Annotated in this window: 19 protein-coding genes; 12 read left to right on the top strand and 7 right to left on the bottom strand. The window is 71.5% G+C overall.

Annotated features, from left to right (window positions below):
• Positions 1 to 50: 50 nt before the first annotated feature.
• Positions 51 to 1,028, top strand: coding sequence for an aldo/keto reductase (locus tag ABZT47_RS30035; RefSeq protein ID WP_354849372.1), 978 nt, complete (start codon positions 51 to 53; stop codon positions 1,026 to 1,028).
• Between the two features lie 89 nt (positions 1,029 to 1,117).
• Here ABZT47_RS30035 and ABZT47_RS30030 read toward each other — a convergent pair whose 3' ends face one another.
• The 3 genes from ABZT47_RS30030 to ABZT47_RS30020 form a co-directional block, all read right to left on the bottom strand.
• A complete protein-coding gene (locus ABZT47_RS30030) occupies positions 1,118 to 1,939 on the bottom strand; it encodes an alpha/beta hydrolase (protein WP_354849368.1) in 822 nt (273 codons plus the stop codon).
• Between the two features lie 19 nt (positions 1,940 to 1,958).
• Entirely contained in the window at positions 1,959 to 2,528 is a 570-nt protein-coding gene (locus tag ABZT47_RS30025) for a DJ-1/PfpI family protein (protein ID WP_138666282.1), read from the bottom strand.
• 93 nt (positions 2,529 to 2,621) lie between these two features.
• Positions 2,622 to 3,350, bottom strand: a complete 729-nt coding sequence (locus ABZT47_RS30020) for a GntR family transcriptional regulator (RefSeq protein WP_354849364.1) — start codon at positions 3,348 to 3,350, stop codon at positions 2,622 to 2,624.
• Positions 3,351 to 3,799: 449 nt separating this feature from the next.
• Between ABZT47_RS30020 and ABZT47_RS30015 the strand changes: the two genes are divergently transcribed.
• The 7 genes from ABZT47_RS30015 to ABZT47_RS29985 all read left to right on the top strand — a co-directional run bounded on the left by ABZT47_RS30015 (position 3,800) and on the right by ABZT47_RS29985 (position 12,247).
• Positions 3,800 to 5,182, top strand: a complete 1,383-nt coding sequence (locus ABZT47_RS30015; protein WP_354849362.1) for an extracellular solute-binding protein — start codon at positions 3,800 to 3,802, stop codon at positions 5,180 to 5,182.
• Between the two features lie 80 nt (positions 5,183 to 5,262).
• The gene (locus tag ABZT47_RS30010) at positions 5,263 to 6,129 is read left to right on the top strand and encodes a sugar ABC transporter permease (protein ID WP_354849359.1); all 867 of its coding nucleotides are present in this window, start codon (positions 5,263 to 5,265) and stop codon (positions 6,127 to 6,129) included.
• Positions 6,129 to 7,040, top strand: a complete 912-nt coding sequence (locus ABZT47_RS30005; RefSeq protein ID WP_354849356.1) for a carbohydrate ABC transporter permease — start codon at positions 6,129 to 6,131, stop codon at positions 7,038 to 7,040. Before ABZT47_RS30010 ends, ABZT47_RS30005 begins: the two co-directional genes overlap by 1 nt.
• Complete coding sequence (locus tag ABZT47_RS30000; protein WP_354849353.1) at positions 7,040 to 8,107, top strand: ATP-binding cassette domain-containing protein; 1,068 nt, start codon at positions 7,040 to 7,042, stop codon at positions 8,105 to 8,107. Before ABZT47_RS30005 ends, ABZT47_RS30000 begins: the two co-directional genes overlap by 1 nt.
• Positions 8,107 to 9,183: an ABC transporter ATP-binding protein gene (locus ABZT47_RS29995; RefSeq protein WP_354849350.1), complete on the top strand. Its 1,077-nt coding sequence runs from the start codon at positions 8,107 to 8,109 to the stop codon at positions 9,181 to 9,183. The genes ABZT47_RS30000 and ABZT47_RS29995 overlap by 1 nt, the downstream gene beginning before the upstream one ends.
• 285 nt (positions 9,184 to 9,468) lie before the next feature.
• Positions 9,469 to 10,929, top strand: coding sequence for an NAD-dependent succinate-semialdehyde dehydrogenase (locus ABZT47_RS29990; RefSeq protein ID WP_354849347.1), 1,461 nt, complete (start codon positions 9,469 to 9,471; stop codon positions 10,927 to 10,929).
• 82 nt (positions 10,930 to 11,011) lie between these two features.
• Positions 11,012 to 12,247: an iron-containing alcohol dehydrogenase gene (locus tag ABZT47_RS29985; protein ID WP_354849345.1), complete on the top strand. Its 1,236-nt coding sequence runs from the start codon at positions 11,012 to 11,014 to the stop codon at positions 12,245 to 12,247.
• 114 nt (positions 12,248 to 12,361) lie between these two features.
• Here ABZT47_RS29985 and ABZT47_RS29980 read toward each other — a convergent pair whose 3' ends face one another.
• Positions 12,362 to 13,387 carry a DUF4037 domain-containing protein gene (locus ABZT47_RS29980; protein WP_354849342.1) on the bottom strand — a complete coding sequence of 342 codons (1,026 nt, stop codon included), beginning with the start codon at positions 13,385 to 13,387 and terminating at the stop codon, positions 12,362 to 12,364.
• Between the two features lie 405 nt (positions 13,388 to 13,792).
• Between ABZT47_RS29980 and ABZT47_RS29975 the strand changes: the two genes are divergently transcribed.
• The 3 genes from ABZT47_RS29975 to ABZT47_RS29965 all read left to right on the top strand — a co-directional run bounded on the left by ABZT47_RS29975 (position 13,793) and on the right by ABZT47_RS29965 (position 18,644).
• The gene (locus tag ABZT47_RS29975; RefSeq protein WP_354849339.1) at positions 13,793 to 14,434 is read left to right on the top strand and encodes a helix-turn-helix domain-containing protein; all 642 of its coding nucleotides are present in this window, start codon (positions 13,793 to 13,795) and stop codon (positions 14,432 to 14,434) included.
• Positions 14,431 to 15,789 carry a hypothetical protein gene (locus tag ABZT47_RS29970; protein ID WP_354849336.1) on the top strand — a complete coding sequence of 453 codons (1,359 nt, stop codon included), beginning with the start codon at positions 14,431 to 14,433 and terminating at the stop codon, positions 15,787 to 15,789. The genes ABZT47_RS29975 and ABZT47_RS29970 overlap by 4 nt, the downstream gene beginning before the upstream one ends.
• Positions 15,790 to 16,085: 296 nt before the next feature.
• Positions 16,086 to 18,644, top strand: a complete 2,559-nt coding sequence (locus ABZT47_RS29965) for an ATP-binding domain-containing protein (protein WP_354849334.1) — start codon at positions 16,086 to 16,088, stop codon at positions 18,642 to 18,644.
• 121 nt (positions 18,645 to 18,765) lie between these two features.
• Here the strand turns inward: ABZT47_RS29965 and ABZT47_RS29960 are convergent, their stop codons facing one another.
• The 3 genes from ABZT47_RS29960 to purB all read right to left on the bottom strand — a co-directional run bounded on the left by ABZT47_RS29960 (position 18,766) and on the right by purB (position 21,831).
• Complete coding sequence (locus tag ABZT47_RS29960; RefSeq protein WP_354849331.1) at positions 18,766 to 19,566, bottom strand: SAM-dependent methyltransferase; 801 nt, start codon at positions 19,564 to 19,566, stop codon at positions 18,766 to 18,768.
• Positions 19,567 to 19,668: 102 nt separating this feature from the next.
• Positions 19,669 to 20,190 carry a GNAT family N-acetyltransferase gene (locus ABZT47_RS29955; RefSeq protein WP_354849328.1) on the bottom strand — a complete coding sequence of 174 codons (522 nt, stop codon included), beginning with the start codon at positions 20,188 to 20,190 and terminating at the stop codon, positions 19,669 to 19,671.
• A gap of 213 nt (positions 20,191 to 20,403) precedes the next feature.
• Complete coding sequence (purB, locus tag ABZT47_RS29950) at positions 20,404 to 21,831, bottom strand: adenylosuccinate lyase (RefSeq protein ID WP_354849325.1); 1,428 nt, start codon at positions 21,829 to 21,831, stop codon at positions 20,404 to 20,406.
• Positions 21,832 to 22,275: 444 nt separating this feature from the next.
• Between purB and ABZT47_RS29945 the strand changes: the two genes are divergently transcribed.
• Positions 22,276 to 23,400: a lipase family protein gene (locus tag ABZT47_RS29945; protein WP_354849322.1), complete on the top strand. Its 1,125-nt coding sequence runs from the start codon at positions 22,276 to 22,278 to the stop codon at positions 23,398 to 23,400.
• Positions 23,401 to 23,499 lie beyond the last annotated feature (99 nt).

Here is a 23,499-nt window from a genome sequence, read left to right as displayed (position 1 = left end):
TTGGTCCCCCGCCGTCCTCGGGGGCGGGTGCGGGCCCGTACGATCGGGCTGTGCAAAAGCGTGAGTTGGGAAGAACGGGCAGGCAGGTCGGGGTCGTCGGCCTGGGGGCGTGGCAGCTGGGCGCCGACTGGGGTGAGGTGGGCGAGGACGACGCGCTGGCGACGCTGCACGCCGCCGTCGAGGCGGGGGTGACGTTCATCGACACGGCCGACGTGTACGGTGACGGGCGCAGCGAGCAGATCGTCGGCCGGTTGCTCAAGGAGCGGCCGGGGCTGACGGTGGCCACCAAGATGGGCCGCCGGGTGGCGCAGGTGCCGTCGGCGTACACGCTGGACAATTTCCGGGCCTGGAACGACCGGTCGCGGCAGAACCTCGGCGTCGACACCATCGACCTGGTGCAGCTGCACTGCCCGCCGACCCCGGTCTTCAGCGATCAGGCGGTGTACGACGCGCTGGACACCCTGGTGCAGGAGGGCAGGATCGCCGCCTATGGGGTGAGCGTGGAGACCTGCCAGGAGGCGCTGACCGCGATCGCGCGGCCGGGTGTGGCCAGTGTGCAGATCATCTTCAACGCCTTCCGGCTCAAGCCGCTGGAGCAGGTGCTTCCTGCGGCGGCCGAGGCCGGGGTGGGCATCATCGCGCGGGTGCCGCTGGCCAGCGGCCTGCTGTCGGGCCGTTACGACGAGCACACCAGTTTCGGCCCTGACGACCACCGGGCCTTCAACCGGCACGGGGAGTCCTTCGACGTCGGGGAGACCTTCTCGGGCGTGGACTACGCCACGGGTCTGGCGGCGGTGGAGCGGCTCAAGCCGCTGGTCCCCGAGGGGATGACGACGGCCCAGTTCGCGCTGCGCTGGATCATCGACCACCCGGCGGTCAGCGTGGTGATCCCCGGCGCCCGCAATGAGCGGCAGGCCGCGGCCAACGCCGCCGCCGCGCGGCTGGCGCCGCTGTCGGAGCCGACGCATGCCGCCGTGGCGTCGGTGTACGACGAGCTGATCCGCCCGCTGGTCCACCACCGCTGGTGATCCCCCAAGGGTCCGGCCCGTCGGGGTCGGACCCGGTCACGTCCATATGCTGATGTGCTTGAGCACGGGCTGCGGATCCGTCGCGGCGATCAGTGACCTTGTTCCGGGCCGAGGAAGCACGTCAGGAGTCGCCTGAAGTCGTGCGGGTGCTCCAGCGCCGGCACGTGGCCGCATCGGCCGAGCACGTGCAGACGGACATCGGGCAGGTGTTCGAGCAGGGGCAGGGCTGCGGTGCTGAGCGGGGTGACTCGGTCCTCGGCGCCGTGGACGAGCAGCACGGGCGCGCGGATCCCTGCAAGGGTTCGCGCCGGGAGGGTGAGCTCGTCGGCCCAGCGTGCCCTGGGTGGAGGGAACAACGACGCGAACGCGGCCGCCCCTGCTCGCATCGCGTCCGCACGGGCGGCGACGGCCGATTCGGTGACGAGCGTTTGGTCCAGGACGAGGCGACTCAACATGTCTCGTGCCCCGTGCGGGCCGGCGGGGGCGGCCCAGATCGCGTCGAGCTCGGCGGACAGCGGCGCCCCGGGGGCGCCCATCGTCGAGACCGCCACGACACGGGTGACCTGCTGTGGACGCGCGGCCGCCAATGCCAGCGCCACGGCACCGCCCATGGAGTGGCCCACCACGGCGTAGTGCTCGGCGCCGAGAGCGTCCATCAGGCCCGCGGCCTGCTCCGTCCACAGCCGCAGCCCGCCCCTGGCGTGCGCAGGGATCGGTGTACGGCCGAATCCCGCCTGGTCGGGAGCCACCAGGTGCCAGGACGTGCCGAGCGCCTGTGCCGTCGCCGCCCAGGCGCCGGATCCGGTCGTACCGGGTCCGGAGCCGTGCAGCATCAGCACCGCGGGCCCGGTGCCGCTCTGAAGGACGTGGACGGGGGAGCCGTCGACGGTGACGGTCCGAAGTGCCGTCACCGAGACGGCTCCGGTGTGCTCATGCCGATGCGGAGTTGATGGACTTCGAGAAGACCTCCATCATCGCCCTGCCGAACTGCGGCATGTCGGGCCACCCCCGGCAGGAGACGAGGTTGCCGTCCACGACGTCGGGAGCGTCGATGACCGTCGCGCCCGCGTTCTCCATGTCACCGGTGATGGGCGGGAAGCACGCCGTCTTTCGACCCTTCAGCAGCCCGTACACGGCCGGCACCTGCGCGCCGTGGCACACCAGCGCGATGGGGAGGTTGCGCGCGAAGAAGTGCTCGGTGATGCGCCTGACGTCGGCGTCGACGCGGATCCACTCGGGGGCGCGTCCTCCGGGGATGATGAGGGCGTCGTAGCGCTCGACGTCGACCTCGGCCCAGGGCACGTCGACCGGCAGCTTGCGGCCGTTCTTCTCCACGTAGGCGTCGGAGTTGGGGTCGAACTCGTGGATGACCAGCTGCACGTCACGCATCGTCCGTGACGAGACGTCAACGTCCCAGCCGCCCTCCTGCACGCGATAGTAGGGATACATGGTGTCGAGCTCCTCGGCGGCGTCGCCGGTCAGGAGCAGTGCTCTGGGCACCTGCTTCTCCTCACATCTGGGGGCGGGTGAGGTGGATCCAATCCGATCCAATCCGATCCGATTTGGTTAGCATTCCTCGGCCCAGGCCGCCCGTCAAGCCTCTACCGCCATTCCGTCCGCGTCCTTGGCCTCGTCGAACAATCGCCGGAACCGCTCGCCGGACAGCAGGATGTGCCGGCGCATGGCGTAGGCGGCGGCGTCGGGGTCACGCGCGGCGATCGCGGCCAGGACCTCTTCGTGCTCGGCCATGGCCAGGTGAGTGACCTGGGTGTCGTGGAGAAGCCGGAACAGGTGCACGTGGGTGTGCAGGCGTGCGAGCGCTTCGCGGATGACCTGGTTCTCCGCGCTCAGGGCGACGAGGTCGTGGAAAGCGGCGTCGCGCAGCCCGAAGGCGCCATAGGCCATGGCCCCGTCGCCCCCCTCCAGCTCCGCCATCTCCTCCAGCATTCGCCGCAGACCGGCCACCTGCCCCGAGGACGCGCGTTCGGCGGATCTGCGCGCCGCCGCCGGCTCCAGGAGCAGGCGGACCTCGAGCATGTCCTCGAATCGGTGACGAGTGATCTGAGGGGGAATGCGATAGCCGGCATGAGGCACACGCACGACCAGGCCCTCGGCCTCCATACGGTTCAGAGCGTCTCGGATCGGCGTCTGCGAGACCCCCAGCTCTCGCGCCAGGACGTCGATCGTGACGCGGGAGCCGGGCTCGATCCGTAGCGACATCAGCTGTCCGAGCAGCGTGTCGTACACCTCGTCGGCGAGCCGGCCGCGAGATCTTCCCGGCGGCTTTGCGCCCGTCATGGCCCCACGGCGCCGCGCGATCATCGCTTCGTCGTCCATCGTGACGTGAGGTCCTTTCCTGCGTCTTCGGGGGACCTGTTGACATCGGTCGCAACGCTGCGGGATGCTGCCCCCACTCGGATCGTATAGGAAACGTGACGGATGCCGGCCATCCTTCACCCATCGGGGAACCGCCCGCCATCGCTCCGCTTCGATCGGTTGGAGCTCCCATGAGCATGCTCGACGTCCTACTCGGTTCGCCACCGGGCCGCAGGAGGACCGAAGGACCTCTCGACCGCTTGAAGCCCCATCACGTCGCGGCGTACTCGTGACGCCGGTCCGCGGGTCGGCCCGCGACAACCGGCGACACGCCTGAACAACCCGGCAACCGCTCGGCGAAGCACGCAGCAAGGCCCCAGACACCCCCCCAGAAAGCAGGCAAGAAGGTGCGGTATCCCCAGCGAATAGGACGACTGTCCATTCCCGGTCGAAAGGTGCAGCTGGCGACGGCGGCCATGTTGATGGTCACGACCGTGGCGGCTTGCGGCGGCGGCTCGGACGACGGCGCGAAGGCGAGCGCCCCCAAGGCGCCGGCGACCATCCCCGAGCTCACCAAGGACCCGCTGACCCTCAGCTTCATCTGGTTCGACTGGCCGCCCGCCCACGCGCTGGAAGCCTTCGCGAACGCCGAGTACAAAAAGGATCGGCCGAATGTGACCGTCAAGGTCAACACCGTGCCGAACGCGAACTGGCACGACGCGATGTTCACCCAGTTCGCGGCGCACAAGACCGACTTCGACATCCCGATCCTGGACTCGCAGCACATCGGCGAGGCCGTGACGAACGGCAACATCCTCGACATCACCGACTTCGTCAAGAAGAACATCGACGTCAACGCCTACAACCCGTACCTGCTGGCGGCCTACGGCCAGTTCCCCCAGGCGGAGACCGGCAAGCGCGACGAGAACGCCAGCATGTACGGACTGCCGCTGCTCGGCGACACCTGGACGATGATCTACCGCAAGGACCTGATCGGCGACAAGCCGCCGCAGACCTGGGACGAGATGATCTCAGCCGCCCAGAAGTGCCAGACGGAGAACCCCGGCATCAGCGGGCTGGCCTTCCACCAGGCCAACGGCTCCGACGCCGCGGCCGTGACCTACAACACGGTCAACGGCGTCTACGGCGGCAACCTCTGGGACCCCAAGACGCGCAAGATCGACGGCGTCCTCAACGACCCTGCGGGCCAGGAGGCGATGGACGTCCTGGTCAACAAGATGAAGCCGCTGACCGCCAAGGGCTCCGGCAACTGGTTCATCGACGAGGTGAACGCGGCGGTCGCCCAAGGCAAGGCGTGCATCGCGTTCAACTGGATCGCCGCGAGCGGCGGCCTGCTCGACCCCAAGCAGTCGACGCTCGGCACCACGCGGGAGCAGATCCTCGACAAGCTGGGTTTCGCCACCCTGCCGACCCAGAAGACGAACCTGGTGCCTCTCGGCGGCATGGGGATGCACGTGTCGGCCTACTCCCCCGAGGCAAACCAGGCCGAGGCCCTGAACTTCATGAAGTGGTTCGAGCAGGCCGACATCCAGAAGAAGTGGGCCGCGGCCGGTGGCGTGCCGTCGCGTACCGACGCCCTGGCCTCGCCCGAGTTCCTCAACGCCGGGCCGTTCAACAAGGTGTACGCCGACTCGGTGCCGCGGATGCGGGACATGTGGAATGTCCCCGAGTACGCGCGCCTGGTCGACATTGAGAACACCAACGTGAACGCGGCTCTCAACGGCGCGAAGAAGCCGAAGGACGCGCTCGACGACATCGCCAAGGGGCAGCAGGGCGTGCTCGACTCCGGCAAGGGCAAGGGCGGCGGCGGACTGTGAGTGACCCCGCCCCTCTGACGACCGACCGCCCCGGGCAGGTGGCGTCCGCGACGCCGCCTGCACCGGGCCGGTCCCGCCGGTTGAGCGACCGCGGGCTCGCCGTGGCCTTCATCTCCCCCGCGCTGCTGCTGTTGCTGGCGATGTCGGTGTTCCCGTTGCTGTGGGCGTTGTACCTGTCGTTCACCGACTACTCGGCCACCCGCGGGGGGCCGGCCCATTTCATCTGGTTCGAGAACTACACCGCCGTCCTGGCTTCGGCACAGGTCCACCTGAGGGCCCTGACGACGTTGATCTACGTGGTCGGCGCGGTCGCCCTGCAGACGGTGCTCGGTTTCACCATCGCCTACCTGATCTCACGGCGCACGCACGGGCGAGGAGTGCTGACCACTCTGTTCCTGGTTCCGATGATGCTGTCGCCCGTCGTGGTCGGGCTGTTCTGGCGGTTCATGCTCGACGCGCAGTTCGGCGTGATCAACAGCATGCTCGGCTCGCTCGGCCTGGGGCAGGTGGAGTGGCTCACCCGGCAGCGGACGGCACTGATCTCCCTGATCGTGGTCGACACCTGGCAATGGACGCCGTTCATCATGCTCATCGCACTCGCCGGCCTCACCGCGGTTCCCAAGTACCTGTACGAGGCCGCCTCGATCGACCGGGCGTCGGAGTGGTTCCGGTTCCGCACCATCACTCTTCCGCTGGTGTGGCCGCTGCTCCTCATCGCCGTGTTGTTCAGGGCCATCGAGGCCTTCCGGCTGTTCGACCTCGTCTACATCCTCACCAGCGGAGGCCCGGGGGTCTCCACCGAGACGTTGTCGTTCCACGTCTACAAGGTCGCGTTCCTGGGCTTCAACACCGGAACCGCCTCGGCGTACGGGATCCTCATGGTCCTCGTCGTGATCGTCCTCACGCAGCTCTACCTGCGCTACTTGAACAAGCTCAAGGAGGACTGATGGCCGTCTCCGTCGACGAGGCCGTGTCCACAGGTCCTGCCCGGGATCACACGCCCCCCGCGCGCCGCTTCGGCGGCCGGGGCCGCGCCGTGCTGGAGGTCGCGCTGCTGGCCGTGCTGGCCGTCGTGATGCTCTTCCCGGTGCTGTGGATGATCGAGACCTCCATCAAGGAGAACCGGGACGTCTACGCCATCCCGGCCAAGTTCTTCGACTTCAAGGTCACTGCGGACCATTTCAAGGACGTGTTCGTCGCCTCCGGCGGCGGTCGTTCGCCCTTGTCGGTCTCCTTCCTCAACTCCGTCGTGGTCGCCGGGGTCTCCACGGCGCTGGCCACCGTGCTGGGGGTCCCGGCGGCCTGGGCCTACTCACGCTTCGCCGTGAAGGCCAAGAAGGACCAGCTGTTCTTCATCCTGTCCACCCGCTTCATGCCGCCCGTGGTGGTCGTGATCCCGATCTTCCTCATGTACCGCCAAGCCGGGCTCATCAACACCCAGCTCGGTCTGATCCTCATCTACGCCGCGTTCAACGTCCCCTTCACGATCTGGATGATGAAGGGGTTCGTCGACGAGGTGCCCGCGGAGTACGAGGACGCCGCCATGCTCGACGGCTACACCCGCCTGCAGGCGTTCCGGCGATTCACCCTTCCCCTGCTCCTGCCCGGCATCGCCGCGACGGCGGTGTTCGCCCTCATCTTCTCGTGGAACGAGTTCGTGTTCGCCATCTTCCTCACCTCCAGCGACAACGTGCGCACGGCCCCACCCGCCATCGCCGGCCTCATCGGTGGCACCACCGTGGACTGGGGTCTGGTGGCCGCCGCCTCCGTGGTGTTCGCCCTGCCGGTGCTCGTCTTCGCCTACCTGGTGCGCAAGCACCTGGTCGCCGGTGTGACGCTCGGGGCGGTGCGACGCTGATGGCGGGCATCGAGGTGACCGCCCTGCACAAGCGCTACCCGGACGGGACGGTCGCGGTCGAGCACGTGGACCTGTCCATCGGCGACGGCGAGCTGTTCGTGATGCTCGGCCCTTCGGGGTGCGGCAAGACGACCACGCTGCGAGCCATAGCCGGCCTGGAGAGGCAGACGACGGGCGACATCCGCATCGGCGACACGCTGGTCAACGACCTGCCGCCCGCCGAGCGCGACATCGCCATGGTGTTCCAGTTCTACGCTCTCTACCCCCATCTGCGAACCCGCGACAACCTGGCGTTCCCCCTGCGGGCCGAGGGACTGCCCAAGGCGGAGGTGCGCGAACGGGTCGAGGAGGCCGCCCGGCTGATGCGGCTCGGTCCGCTCCTGGACCGGCGGCCGCGCCGGCTGTCCGGCGGGGAGCAGCAGCGCGTCGCGCTCGCCCGCGCCCTGGTGCGACGACCGCGCGCATTCCTCATGGACGAACCTCTCACCAATCTGGACGCGGAGCTGAGGGCGGACATGCGCACGGAGATCAAGCACCTGCAGGGGGAACTGGGGACGACGATGGTCTACGTCACCCACGACCAGGTCGAGGCGATGTCGCTCGGTCACAGAATCGCCATCCTCAACAAGGGCCGCGTCGAGCAGATCGGCACGCCGCTGGAGGTCTACGACCGCCCGGCGAGTCTGTTCTGCGCCGCGTTCATCGGCTCCCCGCCGATGAACCTGATCGAGGTGGAGATGGCCGACGGGAAGCTGCGCGCCAAGGGCGGACTGGATCTCACGCCACCGCCAGGCCTGCCGCGCGACCGTAGCCTGGTCGCGGGTGTCCGGCCGGAGGCGCTGGAAGTCACAGAACCAGGGGCGGAACGTTCGGTCCCGGCCCGCGTGGTCTCGGCGGAGTGGCTGGGCGACGAGATCATCTACGTGGTCGACCACGGCGGCCAGCGCGACGTACGGGTTCGGATGCCACCGACCGTCCGTTTCGCCGCTGACCAACCGGTCGGGCTGCGGCACACCGGCGCGACCCCGGCGGTCTACGACGTGAGCACGGAAGAGCTGGTGGCCTGATGGGAACCGTGGCGGTGCACGGGCTGAGCAAGTCCTTCGGTAAGGTCCAGGCCCTGGACGGGGTGACGCTGGACGTGCCGGACGGCTCGTTCTTCGTCGTGCTCGGCCCCTCCGGGGCGGGCAAGACGACGACCCTGCGAGCGATCGCCGGCCTTGAGAAGCTCGACGCCGGGTCGGTGCATCTGGACGGCAAGGACGCCACCGGCGACTCCCCGGCCGCACGCGACCTGGCCATGGTCTTCCAGAACTACGCCCTCTACCCGCGACACACGGCGTACGAGAACATCGCTTCGCCGCTGCGGGCACGCCGCTGTTCTCCGAGCGAGATCGCCGCCGCCGTCGAGCGGATGTCGAGCCTGCTGCACATCGAACGCCTGCTGCAGCGTCGTCCCGCGCAGTTGTCGGGCGGTGAGATGCAGCGTGTCGCCCTGGCCCGGGCGCTGGTCCGTAGCCCGCGCGCGTTTCTCATGGACGAGCCGCTGACCAACCTCGACCTCAAGCTCCGCGTCGAGATGCGCACCGAGCTCACCCGCATCCACCGCAGCCTCGGAGCGACCTTCGTCTACGTGACCAACGACCAGGTCGAGGCCCTGTCCATGGCCGACCAGGTCGCGGTCCTGAAGGAGGGGAAGGTGCAACAGGTCGGAACGCCGACCGAGGTGTACGAGCGGCCGGCCAACCAGTGGGTCGCGGGCTTCGTCGGCAGCCCGCAGATCAGCCTGCTCGCCTGCCACGCCGAGGGAGATCGTCTGGTCGGGGCGGAAGGCTGGACGCTGCCGCGGCCCCGCTGGACCACCGCCGAGGACGGTCGTCCGCTGCTGCTGGGCCTGCGCGCAGAGGACCTGTCGGTCGAGCAGCGCGGGAACGCGTCGTTGCCGGGTGAGCTCTACGGCCTTGAGCCGCTCGGTGACCGAACGGTGGTCGACGTCCGAGTGGGGACACAGATCCTCAAGGTCAAGGCACGACCCACCCTCACCGGCACGCCGGGCGAGCGGCTGCATGTCACGGTCGACCTGGACCGTGCGCACCTGTTCGACGCGGGCACCGGGCTGGCGCTGTCGCAGGCCGGGAGGTAACCGCGCGGGGCGGCGACGTCACCATGCGCCCGCACGCGGCGATCGAGCCTTCGCGGACCGTCACCGGTGAGCACGGCCTGACGACGCCGAAGCGGCGATGGCCCGAGAAGGCGATCGGTGCCGCGGGGCGTCGCCCCGCGGCCGGGGCCACGTTAGCCGGGGCCACGTCCGACCCGCTCGGCGAACTCGACCCCGACGAGGTCGTGTGACCCGTTCGTCACCGCGCGTGGCGCGATCGCCGAGGTCACGCTGGACATCACCGAGAACATCACAGGAGGCGACGCGATGAGTGACCCGATGAACGTCCTGGCCCCCGAGCACCGGCGGCTGCGGATCGGCGACGCCTGGCGCGACGCCGCCGGCGGCGCCACCTTCGCCGTCGAGGACCCGGCCACCGGCAAGACCATCGCCGAGGTGGCGGACGCCGACGCAGCTGACGGGCTCGCCGCTCTGGACGCGGCGAGCAAGGCGATGGCGCAGTGGGCGGCGACCCCGCCGCGGAAACGGTCAGAGCTGTTGACCGCCACGTACCGGGCACTGACCGAACGATCCGAGCAGGTCGCCCGGCTGATAACGCTCGAGATGGGCAAGCCGCTCGCCGAGGCTCGGGCAGAGGTGGCCTACGGCGCCGAGTTCTTCCGCTGGTTCGCCGAGGAGGCGGTGCGCGTCGAGGGACGCTACAACACCGCTCCCGCAGGTGGGTATCGCATCCTGACCGTGCCGAAGCCGGTCGGACCGTGCGTCTTTGTGACGCCCTGGAACTTTCCGTTGGCCATGGGTGCCCGCAAGATCGCTCCCGCGCTGGCGGCGGGCTGCACGACGATCACCAAGCCGGCATCCCAGACGCCACTCACCATGCTGCTCCTGGCCCGCATCATGGAGGAGGTCGGCGTTCCCCCGGGCGTCGTCAACGTCGTGACGACCGAACGTGCCGGCGAGGTGGTCTCAGCACTGCTGGCCGACCGCCGGACCCGCAAGCTTTCCTTCACCGGGTCCACCGAGGTCGGGCGCGTGCTGCTACGACAGGCGGCGGACAACGTGCTGCGCACCTCCATGGAACTGGGCGGCAACGCGGCCTTGATCGTGTGTGCCGACGCGGACCTGGACGTCGCGCTCGACGGTGCCATGGTGGCCAAGATGCGCAACATCGGGGAGTCCTGCATCGCGGCCAACCGAATCTACGTCGAGGAGCCGGTGCGCGAGGAGTTCACGGCGCGCTTCGCCGAGCGGATGGGCGCGCTCTCGGTGGGCCACGGCCTCGACGACGGCGTGGACGTCGGGGCGCTGATCGACGAGGCCTCGGTCACCAAGATCGACGAGCTCGTCGCCGACGCGGTCGATCGCGGCGCCCGTGTCCTGGTGGGCGGCGAGCGTCCGGAGGGGCCGGGCCACTTCTACCCGCCCACGGTCCTCGTCGACGTGCCCGAAGACGCGCGGATGCTGCAGGCGGAGATCTTCGGCCCGGTGGCGCCGATCATCTCGTTCACCTCCGACGAGGAGGTGATGGCGAAGGCCAACGACACCGAGCACGGCCTGGTCGCATACGTCTTCACCCGTGACCTCCAGCGGGCGCTGCGGTTCACCGAGGGGCTGGAGACGGGGATGCTCGGCATCAACCGTGGCCTGATCTCCGACCCGTCGGCTCCGTTCGGAGGCGTGAAGCAGTCCGGGATCGGCAAGGAGGGGTCGCACGAGGGCATCCTTGAGTACCTCGACGTCACCTACGCGGCGATCGACCTACCGTGACCGGCCTGCGCCGTCCCGGTCTCGCAGGCGACCTCGACGTCCGCCCGGCAACTCACCGCCAACGTTCCAGAGAGGCACTGACATGCTTGAGACCGTCCGCGGACCACGCCAGCTGATAGTGGGAGAAGGGGTCGCGCAGAACATCCCTCGAGTGGTGGCCGAGTGTGGCTCGCGCGTCCTCATCGTGACCGACCGGGTTCTTCTGGGGCAGCCGGGCGTGGCCGAGATCGTGGCCGCCGTGCGGGAGAAGGCCGACGTCGTCGGGGTGTTCGCCGACGCGACTCCGGACGTGCCACTCACCGATGTCGCCCTGGCCGTCTCGGTCGCCGCAGAGGTGAACGCCGACGTGATCCTCGCCATCGGGGGTGGCACGGTGATCGACCTGGCCAAAATCGTCGGCGTCATCCGGCGCCACGGTGGGACGCCGCGCGACTTCTACGGCGAGTCGAAGGTGCCGGGGCCGACGATCCCTCTCGTCGCGGTCCCGACGACGTCAGGCACCGGCTCCGAGCTCACGCCCGTCTCGGTGTTGACCGACCCGGACCGCGAGCTGAAGGTGGGGGTCTCCAGCGTCCACATCGTGCCCGACTTCGCCATCGTCGACCCCGAGCTCACCTACACCTGCCCTGCGACCGTCACCGCCCACTCCGGCATCGACGCGTTCTGCCACGCGGTGGAGAGCTACACCGCGCGACCCCGGGCCCACGGACCGCGCGACCCGGTGGAGCAGGTCTTCCTCGGCCGCAACCCGATCACCGATCACTACGCGCTCCTGGCCGCGGAGCGGATCGCCCGCAGCTTGCCCCAGGTCGTCAGGGACGGAGGCGACAAGGACGCGCGCGCGGACATGTCCTACGGGTCCATGCTGGCCGGACTCGCGTTCTCCCACGCGGGCAACGGGGCTCCGCACGCCCTCCAGTACCCCATCGGCGCGGCCACCCACACACCGCACGGCCTGGGCGTCGGACTTCTGCTGCCCTACGCGCTGGACGCGGCCAGGGATGCCATCGAAGACCGATTGACCACCCTCGCCCGGGTGTGCGGGCTCGACGTGACCGGCGCCTCGGATGCCGAGGCCGCGGATACGTTCCTCGCCTGGCTCGACGGGCTCCTCGCCGACATCGGCATCCCCACCACCTTGGCGGACATCGGCGTGGCACGCGCCGACCTCCCGCGCTTCGCGGAGATGGCCGGTGGCGTCACCCGCTTGATCCAGAATCATCCAGGCCCGACCGACACCGCCAGCCTGACCGCGATCCTCGAAGCGGCCTGGATCGGAGACCGGACCCGGCACGTCCTGACTCCGGAGCAGCGATAGCGACGGGAGACGCTGGAGCTCATCCAGTTCCTCAGAGACGAGACCCGCGCCATGAGGCGCCGCCGGCCCGAGCGCAAAGCGGCACCGCGCACACCGCCGGTGTGAGACATGGGCTCAGGTGCCGGCCGGGTCGCGCAGCGCGCGGACGACGGCCACAGAACGGGTGCTGTCGCCCAGCACCTGCACGCTGTCGCAGACCTGGTCCACCGACCCGTCGGCGCGCGAGGCCCGCAGCGCGGGGTCCACCGTGCCCAGCAGCGCGTCGGCGAAGCGGCCGGCGCCGATCACCCGGAACGGCCGGTCGTGGAACTCCCGCACCGACGCCTGCAACGGTTCGGTCAGCCCGAGACGGTTGTGCAGCGCGGCCACCCGTTCGTAGGCGCGGCACAGGTGCTCCTCGCGCTCCCGCCAACCGCGCGCCGCCAGCGCGGCGGCGAACATCTCCCCCAGCTCCGCCGACCCGCCCAGACGGGCGAACGCGCTGCCCAGCCACTTGGCGTAGGGCGGGTAGCGGCGGCGCATCAGCAGGCACAGCCGCATCAGCTCCTCGACCAGGCGGGCGGTGACCAGCAGCGACCCCAGGTCGTCGCCGACCTCGCCGCACCGCCCGGGGAAGCTCTCCAGCTCTGCGACCCGCCGCCACTGACAGGCCAGCACGTACCGCCACACCTGCTGGGGGTACCAGCGCAGGTTGGCCCGGGCGGCCTCCAGCTCACCCAGCCCGTCGTGGAACACCTCGCCGCTGGTCATCTCGGCCAGCCGCTGCCAGGACACCCCGAGCCAGTCGGCCGTGCCGATCGGGCCGCGCGGGTCGAACCCGAGCCGCGAGCGCGCCCATTGCTCGAACACGGTGACCACCACCCCGTGCCGGGGCGGGTTGCGGTCGGACCCGAAGACGGTCGGGTAGCCGCGGAACCGCTCGGGCAGCGCGGCGCCGAGCCGCTCCGCCAGTCCGGCCTCGAACCCGGGCCGGACGAACACCAGCACTCGCGGCCCCCAGTCGTGGTCGGCCGAGCGTTCGGTGTCGAAGGCCAGCACCTCCGAGCCCGGGCCGATCAGCGCGGCGCCGTGCGGCACCTGGCCGATCAGGGGGTGGACGACTTCTGTATAGAACGCGCGTGACAGGGGCAGACCCGGCACGAAACCAGCAGCGTAATCGGACATCACTCAACAACTGTGCCTCGCGGACCGCTCCGCTTCACCTGGTTTTCCTCGCACACCTCTGCCCCGGCTCTGTTGCCTGGTCGAGAGGTTTTGGGAGTCGATCTATGTGGATTTGTTCCATCCGTACCCCCTTACAAAGTAAGCCAAAACGGACATCAGGCCAGTGGCACTCACGCTGTCCACGGAACCACGACAGGCACCGCCCAGTGGTCCCGCATCGAGCCAGCCGGGCATGGCGCGACCGCTCCCGGGCACCCGCAACCCCGGCGGCCGAACCCGCCACTCCCCCGCCCCCGTCTCCGCGCCCCACTACAGCACTTTCCCAAACAATTTTTGCATAAATACTTTGGGAAAGATGGTCGGTGGATCTACTCTTCAGCCATGGCAGGCGAACAGCACAAGCGCGTTCTGGACCCTGAGCAGGATGCCGCAGCGCTGAAGGCGCTCACGCACCCCTTGCGCATCCGGCTGCTGGGGTTGCTGCGGCAAGACGGGCCCGCCACAGCGAGCGAACTCGCCATCAGGACCGGGCAGACCTCCGCCTCCACCAGCTACCACCTGCGGGTTCTGGCGAGATACGCGTTCGTCGCCGAAGCCGAGCACCGCGACAGGCGAGAGCGCCGCTGGCGGGCGGTGCACTCGGTGACGTCGTGGAGCAACACCGCGATGGACACCGCCCCGCAAAGCCGCGCCTTCGTCGGCTTCGCGCGCAGGCGGCAGATCGAACACCTGCAAGCGTCCCTCGCCCGGCATGAGGCCGACATCGCCGCCGGGCGACTCGGCCAGGAGTGGCTGGAACCATCGGACATGACAGACCTGCTGCTCCGGCTGACCCCCGAGTCTCTCACCGAGCTGCGGCAGGTGGTCGATCGGAAGGTGGCGGAACTGACCGGCCGCGACGCCGACGACCCACGCGCCGCGCAGATCGTCTTCCTCATCGCCGGACTGCCTCTCGCGCCCTACGATCCCGCCGCCGATCCCGGCACCCCCCTCCCGTCGTGCCCGCAGGACGACGCGTCATGACCGAGCCGCTGGACATGCGCGCCGCCCGCCGCCGCTACGTCACAGCCTGTGCGCTCTTCTGGCTCGCGGCCGGTCTGACCATCGCGCCTTTGATCCTGCTGTTCACCGAACGCGGTCTGTCCCTGGCGGCCATCGCGGGCCTGTTCGCCGCGCACTCCTTCACCGCCGCCGGGCTGGAGCTGCCCACAGGAGGGCTGTCCGACGTCCTTGGCCGCCGCACCGTCCTGGCCGCCGCCGGGCTGCTGAATCTGGCCGCTCTCATGGTCTTGGGCCTGGGCGTCGCACCCTGGGTCCTCACCTGTGGCATGGTGCTCATGGGCGCCGGCCGCGCCCTGTCCAGCGGGCCCGCCGAGGCCTGGTACGTGGACCTCGCGCAGGCGCATTCCGGCCCCGGCGCCGACCTGCACACCGGTCTGGCCCGGGGGAAGACCGCGACCTCGGCCGCGCTCGCCACCGGCACCCTGCTCGGCGGCGCCCTGCCCTGGCTGCTGACGGCCGGCCCGCAGGTGGGGAGGTGGCTCACAGAGGCGACCTCGGGCCTGGTCGTTCCTCTGTCCATCCCGCTGCTGCTGGCCGCCGCCATCGAGATCGTCTTTGTGCTGTACGTCCTGACGGCCCTGCGCGAGCAGCCTCGGCCGGCGGCCACGGTGCGCGGCGTACTGCGCGGCATCCCCGTCACCATCGCGGGTGGACTGCGCCTGGGCGCACGTGACGGGCTGGTGCGCCGCGTCCTACTCAGCGCGGGAGCCGCCGGCGGCACCCTGGCCGCCGTCGAGCTGCTCTCGCCGGGACGTGTCGCGGCCCTGACCGGCGCGTCGGAGTCGGGTGCGGTGGTCTTCGCCTCGCTCGCCTGCGCCGGGTTCCTGTGCTCGGGCCTCGGCAGCCACCTCGCACCGCTCGCCGCGCGCCTCACCGGCGGCGGCGAACGCGCCGTCCTGGCAGGTCTTGGGACCAGCGCCTGCGGCCTGCTCCTGCTCGGCGTCACCGCGGCATCCACCACCGCGCCCGCGACGATCCTCGCGGTCACCGGCTACGCCCTGGTGTACCTGGGGCGCGGCTGCGCCGGACCGAGCGAGAACGACCTGCTGCACCGCCGTGTCACCCGTGCGGGCCGCGCGACCGCCCTGTCGGTCCAGTCTCTGGCCTTGCAACTGGCCGGCGCCCTCACCGGCCTGCTCATCGGTGTCCTGCCGCCCGGCCCGGATCCCTGGCTGCTCGCAGGCACCATGTCGGCCACAGGAGCGCTGCTGTGGAGTCACCGCGGCACATCGTCTCCCGCGACCGCCACGGTCACATCCCCGCACACCACCACGGTGCCGCCCGGTCACAGCACGGACGCCCCCTCCCCCACCTGACCGACCGATCTCCAGGCACGCGCGTCCGCACCTCCACCGTCCTCTCCGCCGTCCTCTCCGCCGCCGACGACGCCGCGAGGCCTTCCGCGTCGTATGCCGGCGGCCCGGCCGAAGCGCCGTCCGGCTGGAGGCGGGCTCTCCGACCACCAGGTCATGAGCTGCGGAAACGCCGGGTGGCTGACGCGGCGCGCAAGAACAAGACTGGTCTTCGACGCCTCTCATCCCGCACCCTGGGCTGACCCCGGCGGCCCCTCACAGGCACGCCCCAGGGACAGCGGACGAACAGGGCGGACCCGGTGACCCACGACGACGACAGCATGCGCGCGCAGATCGACGGCGAACAACGCCACCTGCGCACACTGTACGAACGACTCGACGCGCTGCGCGGCCAGGCGGCGGCGCGCCTGGCCGCCGCGCTACGGGAGGGCGGCGGCACCCCCCAGGCCCACGCCGAACGCGACGCCGCCGTCCAGCGCCACGCCGCGCGGCTGGCCCGGCTGGAGGCCGCCGAGAACGGCCTGTGCTTCGGACGGCTGGACCTCGACGACGGCGAGCACCGCTACATCGGCCGCATCGGACTGCGCCAGGAGCACGACGACTCCGGCGACACCGACGACACCGGCCGGACCGGACCGCCGCTGATCGACTGGCGCGCCCCGGCCGCACGCCCTTTCTACACCGCCACCGCCGCCGCCCCCCACGGAGTGCGGCGACGCCGCCACATCGCCACCCGCGGCCGGCAGGTGGTCGGCCTGGACGACGAGATCCTCGGCCGGCCGCCCGCCGACGGCCACGACCTGCCCGTGGTGGGCCAGGCCGCGCTGCTGGCCGCCCTCGGCGCCGAACGGACCGGCCGCATGCACGACATCGTGGCCACCCTGCAAGCCGAACAGGACGCCGTCATCCGCGCCCCCCACCGCGGCGTGCTGGTCGTCCAGGGCGGCCCGGGCACCGGCAAGACCGCCGTCGCCCTGCACCGCGCCGCCTACCTGCTCTACACCCAGCCCCGCCTGGCCGCCGGCGGCGTGCTAGTCATCGGCCCCAGCGCCGCCTTCCTCACCTACATCGAACAGGTGCTCCCCGGCCTCGGCGAGACCGGCGCGGTACCGGCCACCGTGGCGGACCTGTTCCCCGGCGTGAGCGCCGACCGCATGGAGGACCCCGCCGTGGCCGCGCTGAAAGGCAGAGCCGAGATGGCCGCCGTGGTGGCCGCCGCCGTGCGCGAGCACCAGACCCCGCCCGCCGAAGGCCTGACCGTCGAGGCCGCAGGCGAACCGCTGCACCTGGACGGCGCGACCTGCGGGCGGGCCGCCGAACGCGCCCGCGCCACCGGCCTGCCGCACAACCAGGCCCGGCGGGTCCTGGCCCGCGAGATCACCGCCCACCTCGCCCGCGAATTGGCCGAGACCACCCGCCGCCTGGCCGACCGCCTGGAAGCCGACATCGCCGACGTACTGGCCGAGTCCGGCGTCGGCGCCGCCATCGACGCCGACCTCGCGGCCATGGACGGCGTCTTCGACCCCACCACCGGCCCCGCCGGCCCCGGAGACCTGCTCGGCCCCCGCGACGCGCCGGCCCTAGAACGGGAACTGCGCGAAGACCCCGGCGTCCAGGCCGCGGTGCAGGTCCTGTGGCCCGCGCTGACCCCCCAGCGGCTGCTGGCCCGGCTGTACGCCGACCCCGACCGGCTGCGCCGCGCCGCCCCCGGCCTCACCGCCGCCGAACGCTCCCTGCTCGCCCGGGCACCCGGCGGCGGCTGGAGCCCCGCCGATGTGCCGCTCCTGGACGAGGCGGCCGACCTGCTCGGCGAAGACGACCAGGCCACGCAGGCCCGGGCGGCCCGCGAACACGCCCGGCACATCGCCTACGCCCAAGGCGTGCTCGACATCACCGCCGGCGCCGACCAGCCCACCAGGAACAGCGGGGACGGCGGGGTCGGCGGCGATGACAGCGGGGACCACGGGCTGAGCGCCGCCGACCTGATCGACGCCGGCGCGCTGGCCGAGCGCCACCGCCACGCCACGACCTCCACGCTCGCCGAACGCGCACGCGCCGACCGCACCTGGGCCTTCGGCCACCTCATCGTGGACGAGGCGCAGGAACTGTCCCCGATGGCCTGGCGGACGGTGATGCGACGCTGCCCCGGACGATCGATGACCGTGGTCGGCGACCTGGCCCAGACCGGCGACCCGGCCGGCGCCTCAAGCTGGGAGCAGGTCCTCGCCCCGCACGTCGGCGACCGGTTCCGTCTGGCACGGCTGTCGGTCAACTACCGCACCCCCGCCGAGATCATGGCGGCCGCCGAAGATCTGCTGGCCGCCATCAGCCCCGCCACACCCCCGCCCCGGTCGGTGCGCAGCACCGGCATGCCGCCCTGGCGGATGGGCACCACCCCGGCCGAACTGCCCCGGGTGCTGGCCGAACTCGCCGCCGCCGAGACGGCCGCGGGCGGACGGCTGGCGGTGATCGTCCCCCCGCAGCGCATCGCCGAACTGGGCGCCGCGATCTCCCAGACGGTACCCGCCGTCTGCTACGGCCCCCGTCCCGACCTGACCCGCCCGGCGGTCGTGCTCAGCGCCCGGCAGGCCAAGGGGCTGGAGTTCGACGCCGTGCTCATCGCCGACCCGGCCGCCATCGCGACCGGATCGGCGCGGGGCCGCAACGACCTGTACGTGGCGCTGACCCGCGCCACCGCCCGCCTGGGCGTCGTCCACACCGGGCCCCCGCCCGCCGAACTCGCCCGCATCACCCCCCTGCGTCGCGGCCATCGGACGGCCGCGGCCCAGCCCGGCGGTGACGCGCACGTGAAACCGGCCGGACGGCCGGACACGGCTGATCGGCCGGCTCGCCCATGACGCGGCCCCACCCGGCCCCCGGCCCGTCCCCGTACTCCTCGGCCCGCCCCTCAGCCGTGTGATCGCGTGCGACCTGCCTCCCGCGCCTTCCCACAGCCGCTGGAGCACGCCGAGCGGCCGCCTACGGCTTGACCGCGACCCCGCAGAACGCGGTGACCTCCTCCGGCAACCCCCACGCGCTGGGCTCCGGCCGCCAGCGCGACACCGACACCACCCCCGGCTCCAGCAGCCGCAACCCCTCGAAGAACGCCGCGATCTGCCGCGGCGTGCGCAGCTTGTACGGATCCCCCGCCTCGGCGCGGGTCTTCTCCGCCTGGGCCGCCGCCTCGGGGTCCACCGCGTCGGTGCCGTCCTCCAGGACCAGATGACTGCCCGGCGGCAGCGCCGCCACCAGCCGGTCGCGGACGGCGGTCGCCTCCGCGTCGTCCCACACGTTGCCCAAGATGCCCAGCATCATCAACCCGATCGGCCGGGTGAAGTCCAGCGTGCGGGCCGCCTCGGCCAAGATCCGATCCGGATCGCGGACATCGGCGTTCACGTAGTCGCACACGCCCTCCGGCGTGCCGGCGAGCAGAGCCCGCGCGTGCACCAGCACCAGCGGGTCGTTGTCGACGTAGACGACGCGGCTGGCCGGGTTCACCCGCTGGGCCACCTCGTGGGTGTTGTCCACCGTCGGCAACCCCGTCCCGATGTCCAGGAACTGCGTGATGCCCGCCTCACCCGCCAGATGACGCACCGCCCGGCCCAGAAACGCCCGCGAATGCCGGGCGACCTCCACGATGCCCGGATACACCTGGCGAACCTGGTCACCCACCTGCCGGTCGATGGGGTAGTTGTCCTTGCCGCCCAGCCAGTAGTTCCACACCCTCGCCGAATGCGGCGTCGTGGTGTCGATCGGCCCTAACCTCTGCTCCTCGGTCATGGCAGCACCCTCGTCGTGAAGTCGGAACGCCACCGGCGGCGGGCGCCGGCGGCACGCGGTCGGCCACGATCATCGCAGCACCCGCCGCCCCCGGCACGCCCCTCAGCGCAACTCACCCTCCAGCAGACCCATCACGACCTTGTCGTGCCACACCCCGTCCCGCCGGAACGCCTCGCGCATCCGCCCCTCCTCCACGAACCCCACCTTCTCGTAGACCCGGCGCGCGGCGGTGTTCTCTGCGACCGCCGTCAGCGTGATCCGGTGCAGCCGCATCTGCCCGAACCCGTACCGGCAGATCAGCCGCATCGCCTCGGTCGCATACCCCTTACCCCAGGTGTCCTTCTCCCCCAGATAGATGTCCAGCCTGGCGTCACCGACCTCCGGCTCGGCCTCCCGCAGCGCCACGATGCCGATCGTCCGCCCCTCCAGGGTCTCGATGATCAGCGTGAGGTCCCCGAAGGTGTCGGCCGCGCGCTCGCTCAGCTCCTTGGTCAGGTGAGCCAGCGAGGGCGGGTAGCCGTCGCTCATCCATCGCATGACCTCGGGGTCGTTGTGCCAGCGCCACAGCGTCTCGGCGTCCGACGGTTCCAGGGCGCGCATCCGCACGCGTTCTCCAGTGATCACGCCTGCGTTCCTAGCAGACGCTCCGCCACCGCCGGTACCGGTTATCCCCCCTTACCGGCCGCCGCGCGGAGCCCACGGCGAGCGACACGCGGCGGGGCCTTCCGACCGGTGAGAAGGGTGTGATGGCGGTGGGGTGGTTTTTGTCCACGCCAGACGGCTTTACAAAGTAAGTCATCTGGTATGGCTAGTAGCGGCCAGAGCCGGGTTCGCCTGTTACAGGATGGCGCCGGGGCGGTAGGCGGCGGCCTCCGGGTGGCGGGCGGTGACCTCTCCGGCCCGCGCCACCACCTGCGCGACCTGGGCCGCCGCGGCGCCGGTGAACGGCGCCGGATCGGCCAGCAGGGCCTCCAGCGCGGCGCGGTCCAGCGGGAACCGCTCGTCGACGGCGAGCCGGTCGAGCAGCGGGTTGGCCGAGCCGGTCTCGCGCATCGCCAGCGCCGCGGCCACCGCGTGCTCCTTGATGACCTCGTGGGCGCTCTCGCGGCCCACCCCGGCCCGCACCGCGGCCATCAGCATCTTGGTCGTCGCCAGGAACGGCAGGTAGCGCTCCAGCTCGGCGCCGATCACCGCCGGGAACGCGCCGAACTCCGCCAGCACGGTCAGCATGGTCTCCACCAGCCCGTCGAAGGCGAAGAACGCGTCGGGCAGCGCCACCCGGCGCACCACCGAGCACGAGACGTCGCCCTCGTTCCACTGGTCGCCGGCCAGCTCCCCCGCCATCGAGGCGTACCCGCGCAGCACGACGGTCAGCCCGTTGACCCGCTCGCACGAGCGGGTGTTCATCTTGTGCGGCATGGCGCTGGACCCGACCTGGCCCTTCTTGAACCCCTCGGTGACCAGCTCGTGCCCGGCCATCAGCCGGATCGTCTTGGCCAGGCTGGAGGGCGCCGCCGCCAGCTGCACCAGCGCCGTCAGAACCTCGTAGTCCAGCGAGCGCGGATAGACCTGGCCGACGCTGGTGAACCCGGCGGTGAACCCCAGATGCCCGGCCACCCGCTCCTCGAGGGCCGTCAGCTTGGCCGCGTCCCCGCCCAGCAGGTCCAGCATGTCCTGCGCGGTGCCGACCGGGCCCTTGATGCCGCGCAGCGGGTAGCGGGCGATGAGCTCCTCCAGCCGGGTCAGGGACACCAGCAGCTCGTCGGCCGCCGTGGCGAACCGCTTGCCCAGCGTGGTGGCCTGCGCGGCCACATTGTGGGAGCGTCCGGCCATCACCAGGCCGGAGTGCTGGGCGGCCAGCTCGGCCAGGCGGGCCAGCAGCGCCACGCAGCGGTCGCGCACCAGCAGCAGGCTGTCGCGGATCTGCAGCTGCTCGACGTTCTCGGTCAGGTCGCGGGAGGTCATGCCCTTGTGCACGTGCTCGTGCCCGGCCAGGGCGTTGAACTCCTCGATGCGGGCCTTGACGTCGTGGCGGGTCAGCCGCTCGCGTTCGGCGATGGAGTCCAGGTCGACCTTCCCGGCCACCGCCTCGTAGTCCTCGGCCACCCCCGCCGGCACCGGGACGCCGAGCTCGGCCTGGGCGCGCAGCACGGCCAGCCACAGGCGGCGCTCGGCCACCACCTTGTGCTCGGGCGACCACAGGCGGGCCAGGTCGGGCGAGGCGTAGCGGGCGGCCAGGACATTGGGAATACGCGGCTTGGTCACGTCGCCCCAGTGTAGAGGGCCCGGGGACGGCCACCGGTGGGCGAGGCCCCGCTCGCCGCTGACCCCTCACCTCCCGGGGCGCCACCCGGCCGCCGCGGCGCCCGAAACGCCCCTTGAGCAGGCGACGATCGGGTACCGCGCCGGCACTCCGAACCCCGGAACATGCGACAACGGCGCGACCTGCCATGGCATGGCCCGGCCCATCCCGCACGCGGCGCCACGCTCCAGCCGCCCGCGCCACACCGGGACCCGGGGCCGACGCCGTAGGTGGCGCCGGGCGAGCAGAGGGGCCCTGGCCATGGAAGTTTCAGCACTCGGCCCGTCCCGCCGGACAGCGGCCGGTGGGTTCGCCCGCCGCGACGCCCGGACGCGGCGGGCGCCTTGACGCCCCCGCGCCGCTTGGGAGACTACCTCCAGCCGGTCCGTACGACCTCTGGAGGCGCCGTGCCGATCCTCCGCACGCTGACCGCGCTCGCCTCGGCCCTCGTGCTGCTCGCCGGCGCCACATCCGCGCACGCGGCCGAGGCGCGGGAGGGCGGCGGGGAGTGGCGGGGCACCCCGGTGCGGCTGGAGCCGCTGCCCGAGCCATCGCGGCTCGCCGGCGCCGGGCCGTCGTGGTCGCTGCGGTACCTGTCCACCTCCTGGAACGGCGGGCCCGCGGTCGTCGGCGGCACCCTGTCTCTGCCGTCGGGCCGCCCGCCGTCCGGCGGCTGGCCGGTGGTGTCCTTCGGGCACGGGTTCGACGGCCTGGGCGACGCGTGCGCGCCGTCCCGTACCGGGCCGAGCCCGTGGGAACGGGCGGTGCAGGAGGCGCTGGTCGCCGCCGGGTACGCGGTCGCGGTCACCGACGGCGAGGGCCTGGGCACCCCGGCGGAAAGCCCCGGAGTCGACGGCGCGTCCGAGGCGTACAACATGATCGACATCGTGCGGGCCGCCCGGAACATCGCCCCGGTCTCCCGGTCGTGGGTCGCGGCCGGGTACTCGCTGGGCGGGCACGCCGCGCTGTTCGCCGCGGCGCTGGCCCACCGGTACGCGCCCACGCTGCGGCACGCCGGCACCATCGCCCTGGCCCCGATCACCCAGTGGGGCGTCCAACTGGCGAGCCCGGCCTTCCGCGACCCCGCCGCGCAACTCCCCTTCACCGTGCCCTACACCGGGCACACCCTCGCGCTCACCGAGCCCGGTTTCCGGCCCTCCGACTGGTTCACCCCCGCCGGGCTGGAGCTGGTGCGCCTGGCCGGGCGGGCGTGCGTCCAGGAGATGCTCGGGGCCGCCGCCGGGCGCACCAACGGCGAGGTGGTCAAGGACCCCGCGGCGCTGGCGGAGGTGATGACCCGCGCCCTCGCCGACGACGAGGTCATCGCGGCCCGCTACCCGAAGCCGGTGTACATCGCGCACGGCACCGCCGACGCCGGGGTGCCGCTCGCCCTCACCGAGCTGACCGTGCGGCAGCTGTCCGCCGCCGGCACCGACGTCACCTTCCTGCCGGTGCCCGGCGCCGACCACATCACCCTGCTGCCCGCGATCGCCCGGCTGGTGACCGGGTGGACGGACTCACTCCTGCGGTAGGCCCCTCACCCCACGCCGCGGCGTCCCCGGTAGGAGTGTGAGGTCCACTCGTTCGACGCGCCCACCACGACCGCCCACCACGACCGCCCACAGTGGACG

The organism is Sphaerisporangium sp. NPDC005289 (assembly GCF_040607455.1).
In the GTDB taxonomy this organism is placed as follows: Bacteria; Actinomycetota; Actinomycetes; order Streptosporangiales; family Streptosporangiaceae; genus Sphaerisporangium; species Sphaerisporangium rhizosphaerae.
This window is presented reverse-complemented; position numbering and strand designations above follow the sequence as displayed.

Excerpts from the sequence above, each read along its gene's own strand:
- ABZT47_RS30020 (WP_354849364.1), bottom strand. The coding sequence starts at position 3,350 with ATGATCGCGCGGCGCCGTGGGGCCATGACGGGCGCAAAGCCGCCGGGA.
- ABZT47_RS30005 (WP_354849356.1), top strand. The coding sequence starts at position 6,129 with ATGGCCGTCTCCGTCGACGAGGCCGTGTCCACAGGTCCTGCCCGGGAT.
- ABZT47_RS30000 (WP_354849353.1), top strand. The coding sequence starts at position 7,040 with ATGGCGGGCATCGAGGTGACCGCCCTGCACAAGCGCTACCCGGACGGG.
- ABZT47_RS29995 (WP_354849350.1), top strand. The coding sequence starts at position 8,107 with ATGGGAACCGTGGCGGTGCACGGGCTGAGCAAGTCCTTCGGTAAGGTC.
- ABZT47_RS29990 (WP_354849347.1), top strand. The coding sequence starts at position 9,469 with ATGAGTGACCCGATGAACGTCCTGGCCCCCGAGCACCGGCGGCTGCGG.
- ABZT47_RS29985 (WP_354849345.1), top strand. The coding sequence starts at position 11,012 with ATGCTTGAGACCGTCCGCGGACCACGCCAGCTGATAGTGGGAGAAGGG.
- ABZT47_RS29975 (WP_354849339.1), top strand. The coding sequence starts at position 13,793 with ATGGCAGGCGAACAGCACAAGCGCGTTCTGGACCCTGAGCAGGATGCC.
- ABZT47_RS29970 (WP_354849336.1), top strand. The coding sequence starts at position 14,431 with ATGACCGAGCCGCTGGACATGCGCGCCGCCCGCCGCCGCTACGTCACA.
- ABZT47_RS29960 (WP_354849331.1), bottom strand. The coding sequence starts at position 19,566 with ATGACCGAGGAGCAGAGGTTAGGGCCGATCGACACCACGACGCCGCAT.